Here is a 23,604-nt window from a genome sequence, read left to right as displayed (position 1 = left end):
AATAAGAAAGGGTGAACTTAAATGCGAGATGCATATATTGTTGCTTATGGACGTTCAGCAGCTGGTAAAGCAAAAAATGGTGCAATGGCTCATGAAAGACCAGATGAGGTTGCCGCTAAAGTATTAAAAGGTGTATTAGAAAGAGTTGGAGGTTCATTTGAGCCAAGCATGGTAGAAGATGTGATTGTCGGCAATTCATTCCCAGAAGGCTTGCAAGGTCAGAATATTGCAAGAACGATTGCATTACTTGCAGGTATGCCTAATGAAGTGCCAGGGCAAACGGTGAATCGCTATTGTTCTTCAGGACTTCAAACGATTGCACATGCGGCAAATCAAATTATTGCTGACCAAGCAGATGTCCTTGTCGCTGGAGGTATTGAGCTGATGAGTGCAGTGCCAATGGGTGGTAATGAACCGACGAATAATCCAATACTTCAAGATGAAGATTCTGGTGTTTCTTATCCTATGGGATTGACTGCAGAAATGGTTGCTGAAACATATAATGTTTCAAGAGAGGACCAAGATGCATATGCTGTGCAAAGCCATCAACGTGCTGCAGAAGCACAACAATCAGGTAAATTTGAGGATGAAATTATACCTATAGAAGTTAATAAAGTGACTTATAATCAAAATGGTCCGGTTATTAGCAAAGAAGTGTTTAAAGATGATGAATTAATTAGACCCGACACAAATAAAGAAGCACTTGCTAAGCTACGCACGGTGTTTAAGGCTGACGGCACAGTGACTGCAGGGCAATCTGCACCATTAACAGATGGTTCTGGATTTGTAGTTGTCATGTCTGGAGAAAAAGTTAAGAAATTAGGTGTTAAACCAATTGCACGCTTTGTAGGGTTCAAAGCTGTTGGTGTAGATCCTAAATTAATGGGGATTGGACCAGCTTACGCAATTCCTGAAGTGTTAAAACAAGCGGACTTAGATGTTAGCGATATAGATTTAGTAGAATTAAATGAAGCTTTTGCATCTCAAACTTTAGCGTCAATGAGAGAAGTTGGATTGGATACTGAGAAGACGAATGTTAATGGTGGAGCAATTGCATTAGGACATCCACTAGGCGCTACTGGTGCAATGTTAGTAGGTAGATTATTATCAGAAATGAAAAAAAGACCAGATACAAAATATGGTATGGTAACAATGTGTATCGGTGTCGGCATGGGCGCTGCAGGCATCTTTGAATATATAAGATAATATATAAGCAATATCATAATGGCCGGGGCATCAGTTAATATGTCTCGGCCATTATGTTTTGTAATAATCTATTTTTAACAAATAATTTAAAATCATCTTTGAGAGCGTAGTCTTTGTGTTGCTTTGTTTACTGCTTGGTTATCACGTGCTTTACCTAGACCGAAGTCAGGCATGTTGATATAGATGTTTTCATACTGACTTGTATCTGAGTTATAAGTCTCATGATAAAACCCGACAGCCTCATTTTGCTTTAATGATTTTGCAAATCTGCGCCAAGCTTTTAAATGTGTTGGCATTTTTGAATAAGTTAAAAGTTGTTCATTTGATTGCCAATATTGTACTACCATCACGCCACGATATTTAAATAACATTTCATAAGAGAGGCAACCGAGTGACTTGTTTTTCGATAATTCATTGAGCATAGGTGGCATAGCCAAAAGTACAGGTAACCATTTATGAATTTTGTACCATTTGTTCACACGAAGACCAATCAAGAATATTGTAATAGGTTCATCAGGTAACACAGTATATCTACCTTTATTCATTTTTATCCTTCTTTCTGCTGGATAGCATAGCGTTAATCTCATTGATATCGTTTTGATTCCTTTTCGTTTCTATGGTCCAAATAATAAAATAGATAACTGTATAGATAATGATGAAAAACAAAACTGCTGATAATTTAAGCGGAAACCATCCTGCTAGTATAGCTAAAGGCAACATAATGATAAACATAAGGCTAAAATGAAGTGATGTTTTAAATAAAAGTGATTTCCTAGAATTTGAAAATATAAGTTCACCAAAACTAAAGCTAATACCTATTAAGGCCCAGATAATAACTGAGATAAACATAATTTGTAATTCGTTTAAATGTTGAAAATAAAGATGCCCCATGGTTGATATAGGCGATACAGGGTGAAAAGCCGTTCTTGCAAAAATAGTTGAAAATATTAAAGCAATAATTATGCCAATAGCAATACCAATGGTTGCTCCGCAAAATAAACGTTTCATAGTTTTAAAGCCTCCTTGATTAATGGCAAATATCTCCGCGAAGAGTAGGTGAAATCATTGTTCGTAAAACGAATCTCGATAGTGCCATTTTTATTAAGTTTTAAATGATCGATATAGTTAATATTAATAATTTCAGATTTTGAAATTTGTAGAAATTGAGGACTGATTTGTGATTTCACTTCATATAAACGCTGAGCACTGGTATATTGACGGTCTGGCGTGATAATCGTTAAAATTTTATTCTCTATGCGAAAGCTAATAATATCTTGGAGTTTGATATAGTAAACATCATCATCATATTTTCCAGGGAATAATTTATTTTGTGACAGTTGTTTTATATAAGCAATAATTTCTGGTAGTTGTTCAGTATGTTTATGACTCTGAATGACAACCTTTCCTTTGGATAAATCATTATCGTGAATTATTTCTAAATCCATACAGGCACACCTCCTATTGCCATAAGTAAAACAAATTTTAACTAAAAATACTACATAAATTATACAAGTGGTATGTATTTGTGGTTAAGTGGTATTTATTCACTCTGAAAAACGGTGTGATTGAGCGAAAAAATAACCTTAAAGCTTGGTTATTGTCCAAACTTTAAGGTTATTCGTCTAACATTTTCTAATTTAAAGTAATAAATTGGTGTGCGTGTTGAGATGTGAGTGAATCTGGCCATGTTATATCAAACGCTGTCCAACTGACACCGCCGTCATCTGAATAATAGACGCCTTTGTTATTAGCAATATAAAAGGTGCCATCTTGCTCAGTGATGGATGAAACTAATGTGCCATTTGGAGAGGGTAGTCCTGTAGTTACTTCAACCCACTTGTTCTCTTGTGATTTATTAATAGCGTAAATGGTTGAAAAGGTGTTATCTCCATAGTTATGTGCGTTATATGGAGAATTCGAAGTAGCAATAACAATATTCTCTGGGTTTTGAGTATTAATCGCTAAACCGTAGCCATATCTATGTTCAATTCCTTCAATAAACGTTGTCCAAGACTTACCATAATCATCACTTTCAATAAATGTATCACGTCCACCATTTAAGAAAGCATCGCCTAAAACGCCGTATAATTTATTTGGGTAGTCTGGATGGCTCTTTAAGACGTGAATATCAATAGGCGTATCTTCGGTTTGTGGCGCTGTCCAATGTTGGCCCACATCGGTAGATTGAATAAAGCCACCTGCTTCAATTGTAAGGTTAATCATGTTTGGTGATTTAATACTTGTGTCAAACCATTTTACATGATGCGTATGCGGTCTAGGAGGAAAGAACCATTGATCTTTACCAGTAATATGACTAAAATCGGTAAGCAATTCGAATGAATTACCTTGGTCATATGATATGAACAAAGCACTAGGTTCAGTACCTACAAATACAGCACTGTGATTATTACCTATATCTATAACTGTAACTGCAGTGACAGCTGTCATGTGAATGTCATCTTTGTTGAATGGACTATTATAAGTGAAACGTGTGCCGATAGGGGACCATGTCTGACCTTTGTCTATACTTTTCCATAAACCTCGATCGAATGTGCCACAATAAAGAACGTCTTTATTGTTGGGGTCTTGAGCGATTGAAATGGTATTCATCCCTTCTAATTTTCTTTCAAGTTGGATATGATCATGTTCCTTATCTATTAATACTAATGCATTATCATAAGTGATTGCGAATTGTGTCATATTATAGCCACCTTTTAAAAATTGAGTACGAATAAAATGAATCCAGACTACATTGTTTTATCCATAACTATTTTGTATTTATTAAGATAGTGATTATTAAATTTAGGATATTTATACCCTAAATTAATACACATCTCGTTGATATCTTTGATTTTTAATGAGTTCTGTTAAATAATCTTCCGCTTGTGCTTGAGTAAAGTCACCATGTTGCACTAATACATTTACAAGTGATTGGTGTACGCCTTTAGCCATTTCATCTTTGTCACCACAAAGGTAAACGGTCGCACCATTTCTTAACCATTTATAGAAATCTGCGCCATTCTCTTCAATACGGTGTTGGACATAGATTTTGTTTTCTGTGTCTCGTGAAAATGCTAAGTCTAATTTGCTAATGACGCCTTTTTCAAGCCATGATTCTAAATCACTACGATACAAGAAATCGGCGTCATAATTTTGATTTCCAAATATTAACCATTGATTTCCTTTAAGTTGTAAATGTTCTCTTTCTTGAAGGAATGCTCTGTAAGGCGCTATGCCTGTCCCAGCGCCAATCATAATGACTGGGGTATGGTTGTTATATGGGAACTTGAAATTAGGGTTCTTTTTAAGATAAACAGGGATTTTATCACCTATTTGTGTGCGGTCGGCAAGTTGTCCAGAGCAAACGCCTTGGCGTTCACGACGATGTGACTCGTATTTCACAACGCGTACTGTGATATCCACACTATAAGGATTGACTTGATTACTGCTCGCTATAGAATATTCTCTTGGTGGCAATTTTCTTAATAGCTGCGGTAGCATATGGGGCTCTAACGATACGGGCGTAAAGTCTTGGATTAAATCAATCACATCTCTCCCATATATATAATCCTGAATCCATTCTGATTTTTGGACATTTGCATTTAACATTGGATTACCAAATAATTCGGCCGCATTGTGTAAGAGGCCTGGCGTTAATTTAGAAATTTCAAAATCATATTTTAACGCATCGTTAAGTGAGCGTGCTTCTTCGTTGTCGCTTAGTTTAATATTAGTGTCAGCTTCCCAACCTAATGCTGAGATTAGACTTGCAACTAATGATGAGTCATTGTGCGGTATAACAACCAAACTGTCTCCGGGTTCGTATGCTTCAGAGTAACCTTCAAGTGATAGTTCTAAGTGTCGTACTTCACGAGAAGCTTCTGGTTGTGTTAGTACGGTATTTGTTAAAACTTCTGCTTGAAAAGGGTTTGATCGAGAAAATGGCGCTTCTGGTTCATCTATAGTGACAGTTTCATCTTCTTCGTCAATCGTATCCATATTCGATGATGTTTGAGAAAGTAATTCAAGCATATTTGTAATCCATTGCTCGGCAGTTTCTTCAAAGTCAAAATCACAATCTACGCGGTCAGCTACTCTATTTGCACCTAGTTCACCTAAAACATGATCAAAGTCTTTGCCTGCCTGGCAAAAATCTGGAAAGTCTTGGTCCCCAAGCGCTAATACTGCAAAGTTGACAGTGTCTAGCTGTGGCGCTTCATCGCTATGAAGATATTCATATAAATCTAAAGCGTTAATAGGAGGCTCACCCACGCCTTGTGTTGAACAAATGATAAAAAGATGTTCAACATCGGCTAATGTTTCTTTAGGAAAATCATCCATATCCCATAAATGTGCATTAAAATTGTGTTCTTTTAGCTTACCTTCAAATGTTTCAGCAATTTCTTCAGCGTTACCTGTTTCTGTGCCATACAATATATTGATATCTATAGGTTCCGATGAATTAACTGTAGAAGTTAAATTATTTGTTTCGTTCTCAGCGTTGTTTAGTGAGTTTGGTTCTTGTGCTACTGAAGCGTCATCTTCAGACTCTAGTGCATTTGGATTGATAAGGTAACCACTTAACCAATGTTGCTGTTCTGTTGAAAGCATCGGTAGTAGTTGATTTATAAGTGCTAATTGCTCCTTATTAAAAGGAGCGTTGGTTTGATTAAGTTGCAAAAAAGTCACCTCTGTTTATGTTATTTATATAGAAAATAGGTGGAAAGCACCCAAGATAAACTATATTGAATTTTCTTGAATTATAACATTGATTCAAAGTTTTTAAATGATATGAATTATCATTTATGTAAAATCAAACTAATGACCTATGTATTTTGTACTATAATATTAATAAAAAAGAATCAGAAACCTTCTTGTGCTAAAAAGATTTCTGACTCACAGTTGGGGAAGATAACTAGCGATGTAAATAATTGGTAGAAAATGATTACTTAAGCTAAAGCTCATATACACAAGTACGACTTAAACTAACAAGCGTGACAACTGAGTTAACGCCAATATGTATATGCCATCAACTGTGTGTTAGTTTATTAACAAACATATTTAAGATTACCCATGAGTAATCTGTTGTTATAGATTGCTTAGGACTATTTTTATAGTTATACAGGGCCCGAGTTATATATACATATCTCGGACCCTGTAAATGATACTAATTTTATGTTTTAAGTTTAAGGCTTTATCGCAAATGCACGTACAGGAAATCCTGGTGCATCTTTCGGTTTGGGACTGATGGCATAAATGATTGCGCCTCGACTAGGTAACTGATCTAAATTGGTCAATAGTTCAATTTGATAGGTGTCTTGACCTAACACGTAACGCTCACCTACAATATCGCCATTTTTCGCAATATCTACTGATGCATCTGTATCGAAAGTTTCGTGTCCAATTGCTTTAACTTTACGTTCTTCAAGTAAATATTTTAAAGCATCCAACCCCCAACCTGGCAAATGTTGATTGCCATCGGAGTCTTTATTTTCAAACGCTTCGATATTTGGCCAACGTTTCGACCAATCACTGCGAAAAGCAACAAATGTCTCAGGCTCAATTAAGCCATGTTCAGTCTCCCACTGTTCAATATGGCTACGCGTTAAAATAAAATCTGCATTTTCTGCTACATCTTGTGAAAAATCTAAAACAACAAGTGGCAGGGCCAGTTCTTTTAAATTTAATTCATGCAAATAACGTGTGTTTTCTACAAAGTGAATAGGGGCGTCGATATGTGTCCCATACTGACTTACAATATTCCAATTTTGAACATAGAAGCCATCATTTTGAACATTAAAAAGTGTTGAAACTTTGGCACGCTCAAATTCACTGAAACAAGGAATAGTTTCATCAAACGTGTGGGTCAAGTCGACCCACGTTGATAATTTTAATTGTTCTAATTGCTTCCATAAAGGGTAACTCATTGGCATCACCTATAAAATTGATAATTAGACAGTTGCAGTATTTGTTGATTTACGTAATTTATCAACAGAATTTACTAATACACTAAGCGCTTCTTTAACTTCATCTTCTTTACGTGTTTTCAAACCACAGTCTGGGTTTACCCAGAAAAGTGAACGATCAATTTCTTGTAAAGCACGGTTAATCGCTTCTGTAATTTCTGCTTCAGTTGGAATTCTTGGACTATGAATATCATATACCCCTAAGCCGATACCTAAATCGTATGTGATATCTTCAAAGTCTTGAATTAAATCACCATGGCTACGTGATGTTTCAATAGAAATAACGTCTGCGTCTAAGTCGTAAATTGCATGAATGATTTGCCCAAACTGAGAATAACACATATGTGTATGAATTTGTGTTGCATCAGCGACTGAAGATGTGGACAGTTTAAACGAACGAACTGCTTTATCTAAATAGTCTGCATGGTATTCTGAACGGAGCGGTAAGCCTTCCCTTAATGCAGGTTCATCAACTTGGATGATTTGGATACCTTCATTTTCAAGGGCTAACACTTCTTCGTTAATTGCTAAGGCGATTTGATCTTGAACCTCTTCGCGTGGTAAATCAACACGTTCAAATGACCAGTTTAAAATAGTGACAGGGCCAGTTAACATGCCTTTAACTGGTTTATCAGTTAAACTTTGCGCATATAATGTTTCTTTGACAGTAAGAGGTTCTGTCCATTTTACATCTCCATAAATAACTGGTGGTTTAACCGCACGTGAACCGTATGATTGTACCCAACCGTACTTCGTTACTAAGAAACCTTGTAGTTTTTCACCAAAGAATTCTACCATGTCGTTACGTTCAAATTCACCATGTACAAGGACATCTAAACCAATGTCTTCTTGAATTTTAATCCAACGAGCAATCTCATTTTTTAAGAAGTCTTTATATGCTGCATCTGTGATACGATTGTTTTTCCAATCTGCGCGATATTTTCGAACTTCTTGTGATTGCGGGAAAGAACCAATAGTCGTTGTTGGTAAATCTGGTAAATTTAGGCGCGCGTCTTGTGCTTTTTTACGTTCTTTAAAAGCTGATTGTCTTGAAGTACGTACACTATCAAAATCGTATTCAAGATTTTTAAATGATTGATTTTGGAAACGTTCATAACGTGCTTTTAATTCATTATATTTTGTATCATCGTTATCATTGAATAAACGTCTAAGTGCATCTAATTCATCTAATTTTTCGGTAGCGAAGCTTAAACCTTCAGCGATTGATGTATCTAGCGTTTCATCATCTAGTGATACAGGAACGTGTAATAGTGAAGATGAAGGTTGGATGACAAGATTACTTGAATATGTTTGTAATGTTTCAATTAGTTCTTTTTTAGCTTCGATATCGGCAGCCCAAACGTTACGGCCATCGATGATTCCTGCATAAAGTGTTTTGGAATTGTCTAAATCTCCTGCTTTAATTTGTTGTAGATTAAATCCATTATCATGTACGAAATCTAAACCTAATCCTTTAACAGGGAGACCGTTTAAGAATTTTAAGTTAACTCGTTCGAAATAAGTTTGTACTACTAAGTGTTCACCTAAACCAGCCTCAGCAAAATAATCATATGCGGCTTGCGTGATAGTTTCATATTCTGAACTATCGTCAGTAACTAATGATGGCTCATCGATTTGAATATATTCAGCGCCAGCGTCAACTAATGATTGTAGAACTTCTTTATATAAAGGTAAAAGTGTATTTACTTTTTCTTCGAATGATTGCGTGCCGCCCTTAGATAATTTCACAAATGTAATTGGTCCAACGATAACTGGATGCGCAGTTACATTAAGAGATTGTGCGTAGTTAAAACGTTCAAGCAACACGTTTTTGTTTAATTTAGGTTCAGCATGATCCCATTCTGGAACGATATAATGATAGTTTGTGTTGAACCATTTGATTAATGCACTCGCAACATGTTCTTTATTACCTCTGGCAATATCGAATAATAAATCATCATCTACATCTTTACCTTGAAAACGTTCAGGGATGATATTAAAAAGTAGCGATGTATCAAGGATATGATCATATAGTGAGAAATCTCCAACCGGAATACTAGATAAATTGTAATTTTTTTGGAGTAATAAATTCTCTTTGTGTAAATCTGTTAATTGTTGATGAAGTGTTTCTAAATCATATTTATTTGACCAATATCCTTCGATTGCTTTTTTCCATTCTCTTTTTCTACCTAACCTTGGAAAACCTAAATTTGATGTTTTAATTGTCATAATATTGCCTCCTGTTTAGTTGAAGTAATTGTTTTTGAATAGTTTGCAAGTTCTAGTGTGTAATCGACTTTTTGGAATGGTGTAATTAAATACAAACCATTGAAATACTCATGTACTGTGTCAATCAGTTCTTTTGAAAGTTTTAGACTTAAAGCCTTTGTTTTGGCTTTGTCATCCTTAACTGCTTCAAATTGTTCTAATATTTCATCCGATAATTTAATGCCAGGTACTTCATTGTGTAAGAATAATGCGTTGTTGTAGCTTGTAACGGGCATTATACCTATAAAGAAAGGGACGTCTAAGTGTTTTGTCGCTTCATAAACTTCTTTAATTTTTTCTTTGCTATAGACTGGCTGTGTTATAAAGTAATGCATACCACTCTCTAATTTTTTCTCTAAGCGTCTAACTGCACCGTCTAACTTTCTTACATTTGGATCAAAAGCACCTGCGATGTTGAAGTTTGTCTTTGTCTTCAGCGCATCACCATCAGTGTTAATACCTTGATTAAAACGTAAGGCTATTTCGGTTAGACCTTTAGAATTCACATCATAAACATTGGTTGCTCCTGGTAAATGACCAATCTTTGAAGGATCACCAGTGATTGTTAAAATTTCATTGATATCTAGTAATGACAATCCTAATAGATGTGATTGCAATCCGATGAGATTGCGGTCACGACAAGTGATATGCACCAAGGGCTCGATATCATAACGCTGTTTAATAATGCTTGCAGCAGCTACATTGCTAATACGTACCGTTGCTAGTGAATTATCAGCTAAAGTGACGGCGTCAATTTGTGCATCATCTAGTTTTTTGATATTTCTGAAAAATGTTTCTGTATCAAGATGCTTCGGAGTATCCAATTCGACTATAATAGTAGGGCGATTTTCAACTTTTGATTTAAGGTTTTGTTTTTTTGGTTCTTTTTCTGTGTTATTGATATATTTTGTAATCGGTATAACATCTTTTTGAGTAACAGGATTCAAACCAGCTACAGACGATTTGATGTATTGGATATGTTCCGGAGTTGTACCACAACAACCACCAATCAGTCTTACACCTTCGTTAATCAATTGTTTAGCAACTTTACCGAAATAAGATGCATTATCACTATATTTAAATTGGCTATTTTCAATATCTAGCAAACTTGCATTTGGGTAACAAGATAAATATGCACCCTCAGGTAATTCGATGTGTGAAAAGGATTGCTGCATATGGTGTGGACCATGGTGACAGTTTAATCCTACAATGTCTCCACCACTTGAAGTTACCTGTTGTAGTGCATGATTAATTTCAGTACCATCTCTTAAGTAATTTGTATTTAAAGCAGTTAGTTGAGCAATAATTGGAATATCGTATTTACGTTTGGTGGCCTCAATAATGTTTGTAAGTTCTTGCAAATCATAATAGGTTTCAAAGAGAATACCATCTACTCCAGCATTAACTAAAGTTTCTACTTGGATTTCCGTATGATACTGAATAGATGAGAGCTCTAAGTCTTCTTGTTTAATGCCTCTAAAACCACCGACAGTACCCAAGATAAAAGTATCATCATTTGCTGCTTTTTTGGCAATTTGTACTGCTGCTTGGTGAATGTCTTTCACTCTATGTTCTAAACCAAAAGCTTTTAATTTTTCAAAATTTGCGCCATACGTATTGGTCTGAATAATATCTGCACCAGCTTCAATATAGGTGCGGTGAATACGTTCGACTTTATCGGGATGGTTTAAGTTATACGCTTCTGGGCAAGTATCAAGGCCTTCAGAGTAAAGGATTGTACCGATAGCACCATCAGCGACTAATATGTTGGATTTTAGTTTGTCGAGTAGTTGACTCATTGAAAGCCTCCTTAAATGCGTAATTTAAATCTGAAATCAATTCGTCGGCTGATTCTAATCCGACACTCAATCTAAATAAGCCAAATGTAATATTACGTTCTTCACGAACTGCTTTAGGTACAGCTGCATGTGACATTGTAGCTGGATGAGAGAGGATTGTTTCGACGCCTCCTAAACTTACTGAAACTAAAGGTAGTGATAAGGCATCTACAAATGCTTGAGCTTTTGTCTCATCTTTCAATCTAAAACCTAACACAGCTCCACCATGATGTGATTGAGATAAATGTAGCTCGCTATTTCCTGGGTAATAGACTTCAGAGATTTCATCACATTGTGCTAAGAAATCATATATTTGTTTGGTGTTCTCTACAGATTGTTGAAAACGTACAGGTAAAGTTTTTAAATGTTTAGCTAACGTCCAACTATCTTGTGCAGATAAGGCGTTACCAGTGCCATTTTGTAAAAGGTAAAGCGCATCAGCAACGGTTTGATTGTTGGTAATAGCTACGCCGGCGATAATGTCACTGTGACCGCCTAAGAATTTAGTGGCGCTATGTACAACAACATCTGCGCCGAGTGCTAATGGCGACTGCCCAAGTGGGGTCATAAAGGTATTGTCTACAGCAAGTAACAAGTTATTGTCTCTGGCTATATCTGCAGCTCCTCGAATATCTGTAATTTTAAATAATGGATTCGATGGAGTTTCGATATATATTAATTGTGTGTTGTCTTGAATCGCATTTTCAATTTCTTTTAAGTGAGTCGTATCTACAGTTGAAAATTCAATGTTAAAGCGTGTTAATATTTGTTCGGTCAATCTAAATGTCCCGCCATATACATCATCTGGGAGAATGACATGATCACCAGCATTTAACGTGAGTAACACTGATGAGATTGCTGCTATACCAGATGCGTATGCAAAAGCATGACTGCCACCTTCAAGTTTAGCTAGTTTCTCTTCTAAAAGAGCGCGGTTTGGATTGCCACTTCTAGCGTAGTCATATTGAACATCACCGCCTAAAACTTGTTGGTGAAATGTTGAAGAATCGTATAAAGGAGGATTTGCTGAATCATAATCAATCCCTCTATGTGCATCGAATATTACTTCTGTTTCTTTTGATAAACTCATGAAATCACTCCTTGTTTAGATTTTTCTAATGCTTGAATAATATCTTGTTCGATATCTTCATAATTCTCAATGCCAATGGATAACCTTAATAAATATTCGTCTATGCCACGTTTATCTTTTTCTTCATCTGGCATATCTACATGCGTTTGTGTGTATGGGAAAGTAATAAATGTTTCAGTGCCACCTAAGCTTTCAGCGAAAATACAAACTTCTAAATGTTCTAAGAATTTATCGGCTTTATAATTTTTGTTTAGCCTTAAACTCAACATACCAGTACGTCCGCTGTAAAGTACTTGATCAATGGCTTCTAGTTGACTACATCGTTCGGCAAGTAATTTAGCATTATATTCAGAACGATCCATTCTTAAATGCAATGTTTTTAGGCCACGTTGTAATAGATAACTATCGAAAGGCGATAGCGTCGCGCCAATCATATTGTGTAATTGTCCTAGTTGTTCAGCAAGTTGTTCATCTTTTACAGTCACAACACCTGCGAGGACATCGTTGTGACCTCCGATATATTTTGTAGCCGAATGTAAAACGATATCCGCACCTTCTTCAAGCGGAGTTGAAAGATATGGCGTTAAAAATGTATTATCTATGATAGATAATAGGTTGAACTTTTTACTTAAAATGTAATATGGATCAATATCGACTTCTATCATTTGCGGATTAGAAATCGGTTCGATAAATAGTGCTTTTGTATTTTCTGTAATACTTTGTTCTACTTCTTCATAATTAAGGAAATCAACATATTTGAAATTTATACCGTATTGCTGCTCGTAAAAATCAAAAAGTCTAAAAGTACCACCGTATAAGTCGAAAGAAACTAAAATTTCATCACCAGATTTAAATAAGTTACAAATTAATTGGATGGCAGACATACCGCTAGACGTTGCAAATGAAGCAGTACCTCTTTCAAGTTTTGCAAATGCTTCTTCAAATGCAGAACGTGTTGGATTTTTAGTTCTTGTATAGTCATATCCTGTTGAAGCCCCGAGCTTAGGGTGTTGATATGCTGTAGATAAGTATATTGGATTAGCGATTGCACCTGTATGATCTTGAGAAAGTGCGATCTGTGCGAATTCAGTATTTTTCATAATTGTTAACCTCCTTTTAAAATAAAAAAGCTTCCGTCCTTTAAACCCGAATAATTCGGATGTAAAGGACGAAAGCTTAGCTCGCGGTACCACCTTTGTTTGTTACTTTATCACTAAAGTAACCTTATCCAGTACACCAAGTTGTTATGTGATTGGCGTTATCTGAATCATATAATCGTATTTTCAATAAAAATAAAAACTCATCTTATGTTGGAATAAAATGAGTATTAACGAAATATACGACGTGTGGAAAATCCAGTACGCCATTTAACAAAATGTTAATACTGTATCGCTATAACGGGCGATCCCGTTGATACCTCATATTGGCATCAACACTCAAAGGCCATTTTCAAACTTTCTTTCCGTGTCTTCTTTCAGCGTATCAAAGACTCTCTGTGTCAGCAGTGTAAGTTTTACTTTCCTTGTTACTGTGTGTGAAATATGTCATTACGAATTTGATATACCCAAGGTTACACATTAAAATTATATTTGTCAATAACTTTTCTGAAAATTTAGATTAAACTAAATTTTGTTAGCTGTATTTTATGGTGTTGCAGTGATGATATAATAAGTATATGAGTATATGTATCAATTTGGTGATAACAAGGGAAGTGGGTGTTTTAAAATCGAAAATGAACAAGATCAACGATTAATTTTAGAAGCAGATGCAAAAGTTCAAAATATAAAAATTCAAGACATTAAAGCTAATCCATATCAACCTCGAAAAACATTTGATGAAGAACGTTTAAAAGACCTTGCTGAATCTATTAAATTACACGGTATCCTTCAACCTATCGTATTAAGAAAAACAATTGCTGGTTATAATATTGTAGTGGGTGAAAGACGTTTCAGAGCAGCTGGTATTGCAGGCTTAAAAGAAGTTCCTGCAATCGTAAAATCACTAACAGACGAAGATATGATGGAACTAGCTATTATAGAAAATTTACAACGTGAAGATTTAAATGCAATTGAAGAAGCAGAAAGTTACCGCAAATTGATGGATGATCTAAACTTAACACAACAAGCCGTTGCACAACGTTTAAGTAAATCAAGGCCTTACATCGCAAATATGTTACGATTATTGCACTTGCCTCAATCAGTCTCCAATATGGTGAAAAATGGTTCGTTATCTGGCGCACATGGCCGCACTTTATTGATTGTCAAAGATACACAAAAAATGCAACAAATCGCTAACAAAGCCCACCGGGAGTCTTGGAGTGTAAGAGAATTAGAGCAATATGTAACAACGCATTTCAGTGAGAAAAAGAGCCATGCAACTGAAAACGCAAAAATTACTAAGCCTAAATTTATTAGGCAACAAGAGCGACAACTAAAAGAGCAATATGGTACTAGTGTAGCTATTTCTACAAACAAGACTAAAGGTCAAATTACTTTTGAATTTAAATCTGAAGTAGAGTTTAAACGCTTGATACATCAATTGAATAATAAGTATAACAACGGTTAGTTAACATACTGATGATTCAAACTATAGATTTAGAATTTATACTTAAGAAATATGACAGAAATCATTTTAGAACAATATGATTTCTGTCTTTTTCTATTTTTAGAAACACAATTTTAAACATGATATTTACAGACAATATAATGATTACGCACTACTAGTTAGTTTCATTAATCTCATCAACTACGCTACTTTAAAAAAATATAGTTGATTAATTCCAAGAGTTTTTACAATTTGAGACACATTAATGAAATATAAATTAGACGTTAAATTTTTTATTACAGCAAATTAATTGTGAAAAATAAATAAGTTACAAACTTATGAATATAGCATGTGATAATTTTGTGAATTTAATTATGTAATGTTGCAAGGTAATTTAACTCGATTAATAATGGGAATATAGAACTAGGTAGGAGGGGTCAAATGTTAAGCGAGACAGAGATTCAAACAATTAGAGAAACGATACCATTACTTAAAGAAAAAGGGCAAGATATTACTGCGATTTTTTATAAAAGATTATTTGAAGAACACCCAGAATTGAAAAATGTATTTAATCAAACGAATCAAAAAAGAGGATTACAATCTTCTGCTTTAGCAATGGCTGTAGTTGCTGCAGCAGAAAATATTGAAGATTTAACACCGATTGTGCCGGCCATTATGCCAGTCGTGTATAAACATTGCGCATTACAAGTTAAACCAGAACATTATCCAATTGTCGGTGAAAATTTAATTTGGGCCATTGAAGAAGTAACTGGGTTGAAAGATGAAGACCCAATTATTCAAGCTTGGGTAAAAGCGTATGATGAAATTGCTGATGCGTTTATTGGTTTAGAGAAAGAAGTATATAACCACATGGCATGGGAAGGTTTTAAACCGTTTGAAGTTACGCAAATTACGAAGGAAACAGAATTAATTAAATCATTTACCGTTAAATCCGACGAAATAGATTTGAGTCAATTTGTACCTGGTCAGTACATCACTGTAGACGTTTCTAGCGATAAATTACCATACCAAGCTAAAAGACATTATTCTATTGTCGATGGCGGCACGGATTTCTTAACTTTTGGTGTCAGAAGAGATGTGACAGAAACACATGAAGGTGAAGTATCAACGATTTTACATGATGAAGTTTCTGTTGGTGACACATTAAATTTATCTGCACCCGTTGGCGGTTTTAAATTGGAAAATAAATTGGCTAAACAATTGTTTTTAGGTTCTGGCGTAGGTGTCACACCACTTGTTTCAATGTATGATGAAGCAATTAAAGCTGGCACGCCTGCAATATTCTTACAATCAACATCAAATGCAGAAAACGTCGCTTTTGAAGAAAAATTAAATCAAATAACTGAGCAATCAGAATATGCTACTTTTATTAAGCATTTTCGCGATAGTGACGGATTTATTGAAACGGAGCAATTGAGCGAGTATGTAGATGAAAATACTGAGGTGTACGTATGTGGAGGAAATTCATTCCTGAAAGCGATGATTGCTGAATTACAATCGTTGAATATTTCAATGGATCATGTTCATTTTGAAACATTCATTCCAAGACTAAGCTTTTCTGTTTAATTAGTGCGTATAAAATAAAAAATTACTAAATACCAACAAGCATTCAAATGTTTGTTGGTATTTTTGGTTTTAAATTAGAATTATTATAAAAATTTTAAAATTTTTCAAAAAATATAAAAATACTATAAAACCGCACGTTTGAGCGATATTGCAAGCAGTAGATTATTATAATTATTTTTTTAAAATAATTATTGAAAAACGTTTTTAAATAGGTTTATAAAGCGATTTCATTTAATATAATTAGTAGAATTTTAACATTTTGAATTATTAAAAGATGAACTTGACATAAAAAATTTCAGTGGGTAAAGTGTTTAACATAATTATTTTCGAATAATTCTAAAAATAAATGTAACGTGAACTTTTAATCAACGCACATTAAAAGAAAAGGGGATGACCCATTCATGTCAGAAGCAAAAATTACGTATGAGAACTTTAAGCCAAACGCTTTTGATACATTAGATATCACAGATGAAACGAAAGGCGCTCGTGAGGTAATCGCATGGGCATACGAAACATATGGCGATTCTATTATATATTCATGTAGCTTTGGTGCTGAAGGTATGATTTTAATTGATTTAATTTACAGTGTGAAAAAAGATGCTGAAATTGTATTCTTAGATACAAACCTTCATTTCCAAGAGACATATGATTTAATAGATCGTGTTAAAGCACGTTATCCAGAATTGAATATAAAACTTAAACAGCCAGATCTTACTTTAGAAGAACAGGCGGATCAATTTAATCCAGCACTCTGGAAGAATGATCCAAATCAATGTTGTTACATTCGTAAAATTAAACCACTAGAAGAAGTGTTGTCTGGTGCGACAGCTTGGGTTTCAGGATTAAGAAGAGAGCAATCACCAAGTCGTCAATCTACTAATTTTATTAATAAAGATGAGCGATTTAAGTCTGTTAAAGTGTGTCCACTAATCCATTGGACGTGGGACGATGTATGGGCATATATCAAAAAATATGATTTACATTATAACGAATTACATGATTTTAATTATCCGAGTATTGGTTGTATCCCGTGTACAGCAGCTGTGTCAGGTTCAGGAGACTCAAGAGCAGGCAGATGGAGTAATTCTACCAAAACAGAATGTGGTCTTCATACCACTAATAAACCATAACTGAGGTTAGAAATTTTTTTGTACCAATACCCTAGTATTCGTATCGGGTATATAAAGAATCATAACATCGAATATTATGTTATTTTTAAATATTCCCCTATTAATTAGTATTTAAAAATTAATGTTAAAAGCAAAGAAATAAAAAATTTAAATATCCATGGCTTTAAAAATAAAAATTGAGGTGAACGCATTGTGAATTTATCAGTATCAAATAGCCCTTTTGACGCGGAACAGGCGGCGCAATTAAATCAAATTTTTCAAACATTAACAGCAGAACAACAAATTTGGCTAAGTGGCTATCTTACGGCACAACAAACCACGCAAGAATCAGCATCTGAGGTGCCACAACAAGTAGCAGAATATGTATTGAATTCTGAATCAGAAACAGAAGTGAATAATCGTCACATCACCGTCGTTTATGGCTCCGAAACAGGTAACGCACAGAGTTTAGCTGAAATATTTGCCGACCGTCTTGTCGAACAAAACCATACTGTGAAATTAACAGCGATGGACGAATTTAAACCAAAAGAATTGAAAAAAGTAGAGGATTTATTTGTCATTACTGCAACACATGGTGAAGGTGATCCTCCAGATAATGCACTTACATTCCATGAATTTATACATAGTCGTAAGGCACCGAAACTAGAAAATGTAAGGTTCTCAGTATTAGCTTTAGGTGACGAATCGTATGAATATTTCTGCCAAACTGGTAAGGATTTTGATGCTAGATTACTAGAGTTAGGTGCTGAGCAGTTAGCTGAAAGACAAGATTGTGATTTAGATTTTGATGAATTAGCAGAAAAATGGATGAATACCAATATTGAAATAATCAATCAATCTTCTGGTAATGAGCCAACAGTGACATCTACTGAAACTGTACAATCAGCAAAAGAAAAACGTTATACCAAAGCAAACCCATATCAAGCTGAAGTGTTAGAAAATATTAACCTCAATGGCAGAGGATCTAACAAAGAAGTTAGACACATTGAGTTGTTATTAGACAACTATGGAGAATCATTTGAACCTGGAGATTGTGTCGTAGTCTTACCTCAAAACGATCCAGAGATAGTGTCATTATTAACCGAGACATTAGGCTGGGACAAAGATACAGAGGTAACTATTAATGACGATGGTGATACATTAACTTTAGAAAAAGCATTAACAGAACACTTTGAAGTTACAAAATTAACGAAACCATTATTACAAAAAGCAGCTGAGTTATTTGGAAATACCGAATTACTTGCACAGGTAGAAGATGCTGAGTGGATACAACAATACATTGATGGCCGTGATGTTATAGACCTATTAAATGCATTCCCAGCAACAAATTTAAGTCCTGGAAACTTATATAAATTCCTAAGAAAATTACCACCAAGAGAATATTCTATAGCAAGTAGTTACGAAGCAACGCCTGATGAGGTTCATATAACTGTTGGCGCAGTTAGATACGAAGCGCATGAACGAGCTCGTAATGGTGTGTGTTCAGTACAATTAGCTGAACGTATACAACCGGGAGATACAATTCCAATATATTTAAAGAAAAATCCAAATTTCAAATTCCCATTTGACGAAACAACACCTGTAATAATGATTGGTCCTGGTACAGGCGTAGCGCCGTTTAGATCATATTTACAAGAACGTGAAGAGTTAGGGTTATCTGGTAATACATGGCTATTCTTTGGTGAACAATATTTCACTACAGACTTTTTATATCAAACGGAATGGCAAGCATGGTTGAAAGACGAAACACTATCAAAATTAGACGTGGCTTTTTCACGTGATACTGATGAAAAAGTATATGTTCAACACCGCATTGCAGAGCAAAGCGAAGCGTTTTATAAATGGTTGATAGATGGCGCTGCCCTATATGTTTGTGGTGACGAAAAAAATATGGCAAAAGATGTACATGAAACCATACGTTATGTTTTGGAACAAGAAGGTGGCATGTCTGAAACAGATGCAGAAGCGTATCTTACTCAAATGAAAAAAGACAAACGTTATCAAAGAGATGTTTATTAAGAGAGGGATGATGATATGGCTGAAACAAAAGTGAATTTTTCAGACAAACTCGATGAAATGGAACGTATTAAAACAGACAGTGATTATCTTCGTGGTTCGATTGTCGAAGGTTTAGCAGATAGAGTGACAGGTGCAATCGCTGAAGAAGACACGAAACTATTAAAATTCCATGGTAGTTACATGCAAGACGATAGAGATATTCGTGATGAACGTAGAAAACAAAAGTTAGAGCCTGCTTATAGCTTTATGATTAGAGTGCGTGCGCCAGGCGGTGCTTCGACAGCAGATCAATGGATTGCGATGGATGATATCGCAAACACCTATGCGAATAACACAATAAAATTAACAACAAGACAAGCATTTCAATTTCATGGCATTTTAAAACATAACTTAAAACAAACGATGAAAGACATCAATCAATCGTTACTAGATACACTCGCAGCATGTGGAGACGTGAATCGTAACGTGATGTGCAACCCTAACCCCTACCAATCCGATGTGCATAGTGAAGTTAATCAAATCGCAAGCGATATTAGTCGACACCTTTCGCCTAAGACACAGGCATATCATGAGATTTGGTTAGATGGTGAAAAAGTTTTGGATACAAGTGATGAAGAGCCTGAGCCAATCTATGGTAAAACATATCTTCCACGTAAATTTAAGATTGGTATAGCGGTGCCTCCATCAAATGATATAGATGTGTACTCTCAAGATATCGGCTTGATTGCCATTTTAGAAAACGATGAACTTGTTGGATTCAATATTACTGTCGGTGGTGGCATGGGCATGAAACATGGTGATACGGCCACATACCCACAAGTCGGACGTCTTATCGGATACTTCCCGAAAGAAGAAGTCGTAGATGTCTGTGAAAAGATATTAACCGTTCAAAGAGATTACGGTAATCGTGAAGTACGTACGAATGCCCGCTTTAAATATACGGTAGATAGACTTGGTGTTGATTGGATTAAAAATGAAATCAATAACCGTTTAGGCTGGAAATTAGAAGAGTCACGTCCATATCACTTTGATGACAATGGCGACCGCTATGGTTGGACAGAAGGCAGTGGCCAATGGCACTATACATTATTTGTTCAAAATGGGCGCGTCAAAGACACTGAAGAATATAAATTAAAAACTGCATTAAGAAACATAGCAGAAATTCATACAGGTGATTTTAGGTTAACGCCCAACCAGAACTTAGTCATTGCTAATGTGTCTGCAGATAAAAAAACCGAAATCGAAAAAATTATCGCTGAGTATGGCATTACAGATGGTGAAAATTATACAGGTCTGAGACGAAATTCTATGGCTTGTGTGGCATTCCCAACATGTGGTCTAGCCATGGCAGAATCAGAAAGATACCTACCTTCTCTCATTAGTAAAATTGAAAACTTACTTGATGAAGCGGGATTAAACGAAGAAGAAATTACGATTAGAATGACTGGATGTCCAAATGGTTGTGCGAGACCAGCATTAGCAGAAATTGCTTTTATTGGTAAAGGCCCAGGCAAATATAATATGTATTTGGGTGGAGGATTTACAGGCGATAGATTAAATAAAATCTACAAAGAAAATATTGGTGAAGCCGAAATATTAGAAAATTTAAAACCAATACTAATCCAATATGCAAAAGAAAGAACTGAAGGAGAGCATTTCGGAGATTTCGTTGTACGTGCAGGAATTGTTGAAGAAGTAAGAGATGGACAGACGTTCCATAGTTAAAATTTGAGAAAGTGGTGACAGGATGGGCAAAGTATTTTTAGTAGGCGCAGGGCCTGGAGATCCTGATCTGATTACAGTCAAAGGATTAAAAGCAATTGAACAAGCAGATGTAATCTTGTATGACCGATTGGTGAATAAAGAATTGTTAACTCATGCATCACCCACAGCAAAATTTATGTACTGTGGTAAAGATCCTAATCGCCATTCGTTGCCACAAGAAGACACGAATAAATTACTCGTGAATTTAGCTAAAAAAGGACAAGTAGTAACAAGGTTAAAAGGTGGCGATCCTTTTATCTTTGGTAGAGGTGGAGAAGAAGCGGAAATATTAGCTGAGCACCATGTTCCATTTGAAATTGTCCCTGGCATAACTTCTGGCGTAGCGGCACCAGCATACGCAGGTATTCCAGTAACACATCGTGACTATAGTTCATCCGTAGCATTTGTTACAGGTGTTATTAATAAAAATATAGATAAAGATAGTTATTGGAAGCACCTTGCCCTAGGGCCAGAAACACTATGTATTTATATGGGTGTTAAAAAATTACCTGAAATTAGTGAGTTGTTGATCAAACATGGCCGCGCTACTGATACCCCTGTTGCTCTAGTACGTTTAGGAACTTCAGAATTTCAAAAGACTGTGGTAGGGACGTTATCAAATATTGTGGAAATAGCAAAAGACATTGAAAACCCTGCAATGATTGTTGTCGGTGAAGTGGTCAAATTAAGAGAGCGTATTAGCTGGTTTGAAGAGATGCCAGTTGAATCAGCAGTAGCGAAACTAACATATCAATAACGTAGAACCAGTGTTATTGAGAGCGCTAGAAACGGAGGGGTAAGTATGCGAGGCGTCTTATATGTAAGTCACGGTAGTAGAGTACCCGATGCTGTCAATGAAGCTAAAGCATTTATTGATTTAGTAAAAGTACAAGTTGATGTGGCCCTGCAAGAGACCTGTTTTTTAGAATTAACAAGCCCAGACTTATCACAAGGATTCCAACGCTTAGTTGATAAAGGCGCAACTGAAATTTCAGTGATACCTGTATTGTTATTAAGCGCTGGTCACTATTTCAAGGACATTCCAGCAGAAATTGAACGTAATCAACAAAAACATCCCAACGTCCATGTTACTTATGGTGAACCTTTAGGCGTGCAACCAAGATTGACTGAAATTTTAAAACAGAGGATTGAAGCATCAGGTGTTACGCCAAAAGCCGATGCCAAAGTGCTCATCATTGGTAGAGGTAGTTATAACCCACAAACTCAAATAGATGTAGAGACAATTAAGTCTCAATTGCAGGAGCAAACTGGATTTAGTGATATCGAAACATGTTATTTAGCTGCTTGTAAGCCTTCCTTTGAAGAAGCTTTGCATAATGCTGTTCATTCAGAATGTTCACAAATTTATATTGTGCCTTATATATGGTTTACAGGCATACTAGATCAACAGATTTCTAAGAAAGTTGTTGAATATGGGAATGCCAAAGAGATTATACTCTGTAAACGGTTAGGTAATCATAAACATTTGCAAGATGCATTAAAAGAACGTGTTGAAGAGACTTTTGAATATGTGACTCAGTAATTCAATCTAAGAAGGAAGTGATGTTATGCCATTTATACCACTTATGATAGATATTTCTCAAAAGCAAATTGTTGTCGTTGGTGGTGGCAAAGTTGCTGAACGTAGAGTTAGTACTTTAGTGCATTATGCGACAGACATTCACATCATTAGCCCTACGATTTCCGAGCATTTACGTCACATGGTTGATCAAAACGGCGTACATTGGCATGCAAAATCATTCGAAGCAAAAGATATAAAACAGGCGGATTTGATCATCGTTGCAACCAATAGTAGCGAAGTTAACCAACAAATTCTAGCTTCAAAACCTCAGCATGCATTTATTAATATGACATCCGATGCCGAGAAAGGTGATGTTGTATTTCCAAGTATATTGCGTCGCGGAAAGTTGACACTGAGTATTTCTACTAATGGTGCTAGCCCTAAGCTAACAGCACAAATTTTATCAGAATTTAAAGAACGTTTTGATAGTAGTTATGAAGACTATGTTGATTTTTTATATGAATGTAGACAACAGATTAAGCAAACACAATTGTCTATGAGCCAAAAGGAATACTTTTTGAAAATGGTTTTAACTCAGCCATATAGAGAGAAAAATAAGCAACTTGAAATGATAAAAAGGCTTGAATCAATGAAGTAGAGTCGGAAGGAG

The 23,604-nt window shown here is 35.5% G+C and carries 19 protein-coding genes and 1 other annotated feature; of the genes, 9 read left to right on the top strand and 10 right to left on the bottom strand.

Annotated features, from left to right (window positions below; all coding sequences use genetic code 11):
• Nucleotides 1-21: 21 nt before the first annotated feature.
• Entirely contained in the window at nucleotides 22-1,206 is a 1,185-nt protein-coding gene (locus J5E45_RS04925) for a thiolase family protein (protein WP_069792646.1), read from the top strand.
• Between the two features lie 92 nt (nucleotides 1,207-1,298).
• On the opposite strand, the gene J5E45_RS04920 is transcribed toward J5E45_RS04925, so the two are convergent.
• The 10 genes from J5E45_RS04920 to J5E45_RS04875 form a co-directional block, all read right to left on the bottom strand.
• Nucleotides 1,299-1,751 carry a DUF4188 domain-containing protein gene (locus tag J5E45_RS04920; protein WP_208181707.1) on the bottom strand — a complete coding sequence of 151 codons (453 nt, stop codon included), beginning with the start codon at nucleotides 1,749-1,751 and terminating at the stop codon, nucleotides 1,299-1,301.
• Nucleotides 1,744-2,214, bottom strand: coding sequence for a DUF3021 domain-containing protein (locus tag J5E45_RS04915; RefSeq protein ID WP_039067174.1), 471 nt, complete (start codon nucleotides 2,212-2,214; stop codon nucleotides 1,744-1,746). Before J5E45_RS04915 ends, J5E45_RS04920 begins: the two co-directional genes overlap by 8 nt.
• The gene (locus J5E45_RS04910) at nucleotides 2,211-2,651 is read right to left on the bottom strand and encodes a LytTR family DNA-binding domain-containing protein (RefSeq protein WP_039067172.1); all 441 of its coding nucleotides are present in this window, start codon (nucleotides 2,649-2,651) and stop codon (nucleotides 2,211-2,213) included. Before J5E45_RS04910 ends, J5E45_RS04915 begins: the two co-directional genes overlap by 4 nt.
• A 187-nt stretch (nucleotides 2,652-2,838) precedes the next feature.
• Nucleotides 2,839-3,906, bottom strand: a complete 1,068-nt coding sequence (locus J5E45_RS14545; protein WP_208181706.1) for a WD40/YVTN/BNR-like repeat-containing protein — start codon at nucleotides 3,904-3,906, stop codon at nucleotides 2,839-2,841.
• 123 nt (nucleotides 3,907-4,029) lie between these two features.
• On the bottom strand, nucleotides 4,030-5,886 hold the full coding sequence (locus J5E45_RS04900; RefSeq protein WP_208181704.1) for an assimilatory sulfite reductase (NADPH) flavoprotein subunit: 1,857 nt from the start codon (nucleotides 5,884-5,886) through the stop codon (nucleotides 4,030-4,032).
• Between the two features lie 506 nt (nucleotides 5,887-6,392).
• A complete protein-coding gene (locus J5E45_RS04895; RefSeq protein ID WP_119585253.1) occupies nucleotides 6,393-7,133 on the bottom strand; it encodes a cyclase family protein in 741 nt (246 codons plus the stop codon).
• Between the two features lie 24 nt (nucleotides 7,134-7,157).
• Nucleotides 7,158-9,404: a 5-methyltetrahydropteroyltriglutamate--homocysteine S-methyltransferase gene (gene metE / locus J5E45_RS04890; protein WP_155278099.1), complete on the bottom strand. Its 2,247-nt coding sequence runs from the start codon at nucleotides 9,402-9,404 to the stop codon at nucleotides 7,158-7,160.
• A complete protein-coding gene (locus J5E45_RS04885; protein WP_208181702.1) occupies nucleotides 9,398-11,239 on the bottom strand; it encodes a bifunctional homocysteine S-methyltransferase/methylenetetrahydrofolate reductase in 1,842 nt (613 codons plus the stop codon). Before J5E45_RS04885 ends, metE begins: the two co-directional genes overlap by 7 nt.
• Nucleotides 11,193-12,368 (bottom strand): cystathionine beta-lyase MetC, encoded by a 1,176-nt coding sequence (metC, locus tag J5E45_RS04880; protein ID WP_039067164.1) that lies wholly within the window; start codon nucleotides 12,366-12,368, stop codon nucleotides 11,193-11,195. The genes J5E45_RS04885 and metC overlap by 47 nt, the downstream gene beginning before the upstream one ends.
• Nucleotides 12,365-13,468 (bottom strand): PLP-dependent transferase, encoded by a 1,104-nt coding sequence (locus J5E45_RS04875; protein WP_039067163.1) that lies wholly within the window; start codon nucleotides 13,466-13,468, stop codon nucleotides 12,365-12,367. The genes metC and J5E45_RS04875 overlap by 4 nt, the downstream gene beginning before the upstream one ends.
• Before the next feature lie 61 nt (nucleotides 13,469-13,529).
• Nucleotides 13,530-13,906 (bottom strand) — a binding site (T-box leader).
• Between the two features lie 145 nt (nucleotides 13,907-14,051).
• On the opposite strand from J5E45_RS04875, the gene J5E45_RS04870 reads away from it, so the two are divergent.
• The 8 genes from J5E45_RS04870 (at nucleotide 14,052) to J5E45_RS04835 (ending at nucleotide 23,592) form a co-directional block, all read left to right on the top strand.
• The gene (locus tag J5E45_RS04870) at nucleotides 14,052-14,933 is read left to right on the top strand and encodes a ParB/RepB/Spo0J family partition protein (protein ID WP_052253401.1); all 882 of its coding nucleotides are present in this window, start codon (nucleotides 14,052-14,054) and stop codon (nucleotides 14,931-14,933) included.
• Between the two features lie 420 nt (nucleotides 14,934-15,353).
• On the top strand, nucleotides 15,354-16,499 hold the full coding sequence (locus J5E45_RS04865) for a globin domain-containing protein (RefSeq protein WP_208181701.1): 1,146 nt from the start codon (nucleotides 15,354-15,356) through the stop codon (nucleotides 16,497-16,499).
• A gap of 401 nt (nucleotides 16,500-16,900) precedes the next feature.
• Nucleotides 16,901-17,629, top strand: coding sequence for a phosphoadenylyl-sulfate reductase (locus J5E45_RS04860; protein ID WP_039067160.1), 729 nt, complete (start codon nucleotides 16,901-16,903; stop codon nucleotides 17,627-17,629).
• A 192-nt stretch (nucleotides 17,630-17,821) separates the two neighbouring features.
• Complete coding sequence (locus J5E45_RS04855; RefSeq protein WP_208181699.1) at nucleotides 17,822-19,648, top strand: assimilatory sulfite reductase (NADPH) flavoprotein subunit; 1,827 nt, start codon at nucleotides 17,822-17,824, stop codon at nucleotides 19,646-19,648.
• Nucleotides 19,649-19,663: 15 nt separating this feature from the next.
• Nucleotides 19,664-21,373 carry an NADPH-dependent assimilatory sulfite reductase hemoprotein subunit gene (locus tag J5E45_RS04850; protein WP_208181697.1) on the top strand — a complete coding sequence of 570 codons (1,710 nt, stop codon included), beginning with the start codon at nucleotides 19,664-19,666 and terminating at the stop codon, nucleotides 21,371-21,373.
• 22 nt (nucleotides 21,374-21,395) lie between these two features.
• The gene (cobA, locus tag J5E45_RS04845; RefSeq protein WP_039067156.1) at nucleotides 21,396-22,169 is read left to right on the top strand and encodes a uroporphyrinogen-III C-methyltransferase; all 774 of its coding nucleotides are present in this window, start codon (nucleotides 21,396-21,398) and stop codon (nucleotides 22,167-22,169) included.
• Between the two features lie 45 nt (nucleotides 22,170-22,214).
• Nucleotides 22,215-22,955, top strand: coding sequence for a sirohydrochlorin chelatase (locus J5E45_RS04840; protein WP_107548618.1), 741 nt, complete (start codon nucleotides 22,215-22,217; stop codon nucleotides 22,953-22,955).
• A 25-nt stretch (nucleotides 22,956-22,980) separates the two neighbouring features.
• A complete protein-coding gene (locus tag J5E45_RS04835) occupies nucleotides 22,981-23,592 on the top strand; it encodes an NAD(P)-binding protein (protein WP_039067153.1) in 612 nt (203 codons plus the stop codon).
• Nucleotides 23,593-23,604 lie beyond the last annotated feature (12 nt).

It is taken from the genome of Staphylococcus shinii, assembly GCF_017583065.1.
GTDB lineage: Bacteria > Bacillota > Bacilli > Staphylococcales > Staphylococcaceae > Staphylococcus > Staphylococcus shinii.
This window is presented reverse-complemented; position numbering and strand designations above follow the sequence as displayed.

Excerpts from the sequence above, each read along its gene's own strand:
- J5E45_RS04925 (WP_069792646.1), top strand. The coding sequence starts at position 22 with ATGCGAGATGCATATATTGTTGCTTATGGACGTTCAGCAGCTGGTAAA.
- J5E45_RS04920 (WP_208181707.1), bottom strand. The coding sequence starts at position 1,751 with ATGAATAAAGGTAGATATACTGTGTTACCTGATGAACCTATTACAATA.
- J5E45_RS04915 (WP_039067174.1), bottom strand. The coding sequence starts at position 2,214 with ATGAAACGTTTATTTTGCGGAGCAACCATTGGTATTGCTATTGGCATA.
- J5E45_RS04910 (WP_039067172.1), bottom strand. The coding sequence starts at position 2,651 with ATGGATTTAGAAATAATTCACGATAATGATTTATCCAAAGGAAAGGTT.
- J5E45_RS14545 (WP_208181706.1), bottom strand. The coding sequence starts at position 3,906 with ATGACACAATTCGCAATCACTTATGATAATGCATTAGTATTAATAGAT.
- J5E45_RS04895 (WP_119585253.1), bottom strand. The coding sequence starts at position 7,133 with ATGAGTTACCCTTTATGGAAGCAATTAGAACAATTAAAATTATCAACG.
- J5E45_RS04885 (WP_208181702.1), bottom strand. The coding sequence starts at position 11,239 with ATGAGTCAACTACTCGACAAACTAAAATCCAACATATTAGTCGCTGAT.
- metC (WP_039067164.1), bottom strand. The coding sequence starts at position 12,368 with ATGAGTTTATCAAAAGAAACAGAAGTAATATTCGATGCACATAGAGGG.
- J5E45_RS04875 (WP_039067163.1), bottom strand. The coding sequence starts at position 13,468 with ATGAAAAATACTGAATTCGCACAGATCGCACTTTCTCAAGATCATACA.
- J5E45_RS04870 (WP_052253401.1), top strand. The coding sequence starts at position 14,052 with ATGTATCAATTTGGTGATAACAAGGGAAGTGGGTGTTTTAAAATCGAA.
- J5E45_RS04865 (WP_208181701.1), top strand. The coding sequence starts at position 15,354 with ATGTTAAGCGAGACAGAGATTCAAACAATTAGAGAAACGATACCATTA.
- J5E45_RS04860 (WP_039067160.1), top strand. The coding sequence starts at position 16,901 with ATGTCAGAAGCAAAAATTACGTATGAGAACTTTAAGCCAAACGCTTTT.
- J5E45_RS04850 (WP_208181697.1), top strand. The coding sequence starts at position 19,664 with ATGGCTGAAACAAAAGTGAATTTTTCAGACAAACTCGATGAAATGGAA.
- cobA (WP_039067156.1), top strand. The coding sequence starts at position 21,396 with ATGGGCAAAGTATTTTTAGTAGGCGCAGGGCCTGGAGATCCTGATCTG.
- J5E45_RS04840 (WP_107548618.1), top strand. The coding sequence starts at position 22,215 with ATGCGAGGCGTCTTATATGTAAGTCACGGTAGTAGAGTACCCGATGCT.
- J5E45_RS04835 (WP_039067153.1), top strand. The coding sequence starts at position 22,981 with ATGCCATTTATACCACTTATGATAGATATTTCTCAAAAGCAAATTGTT.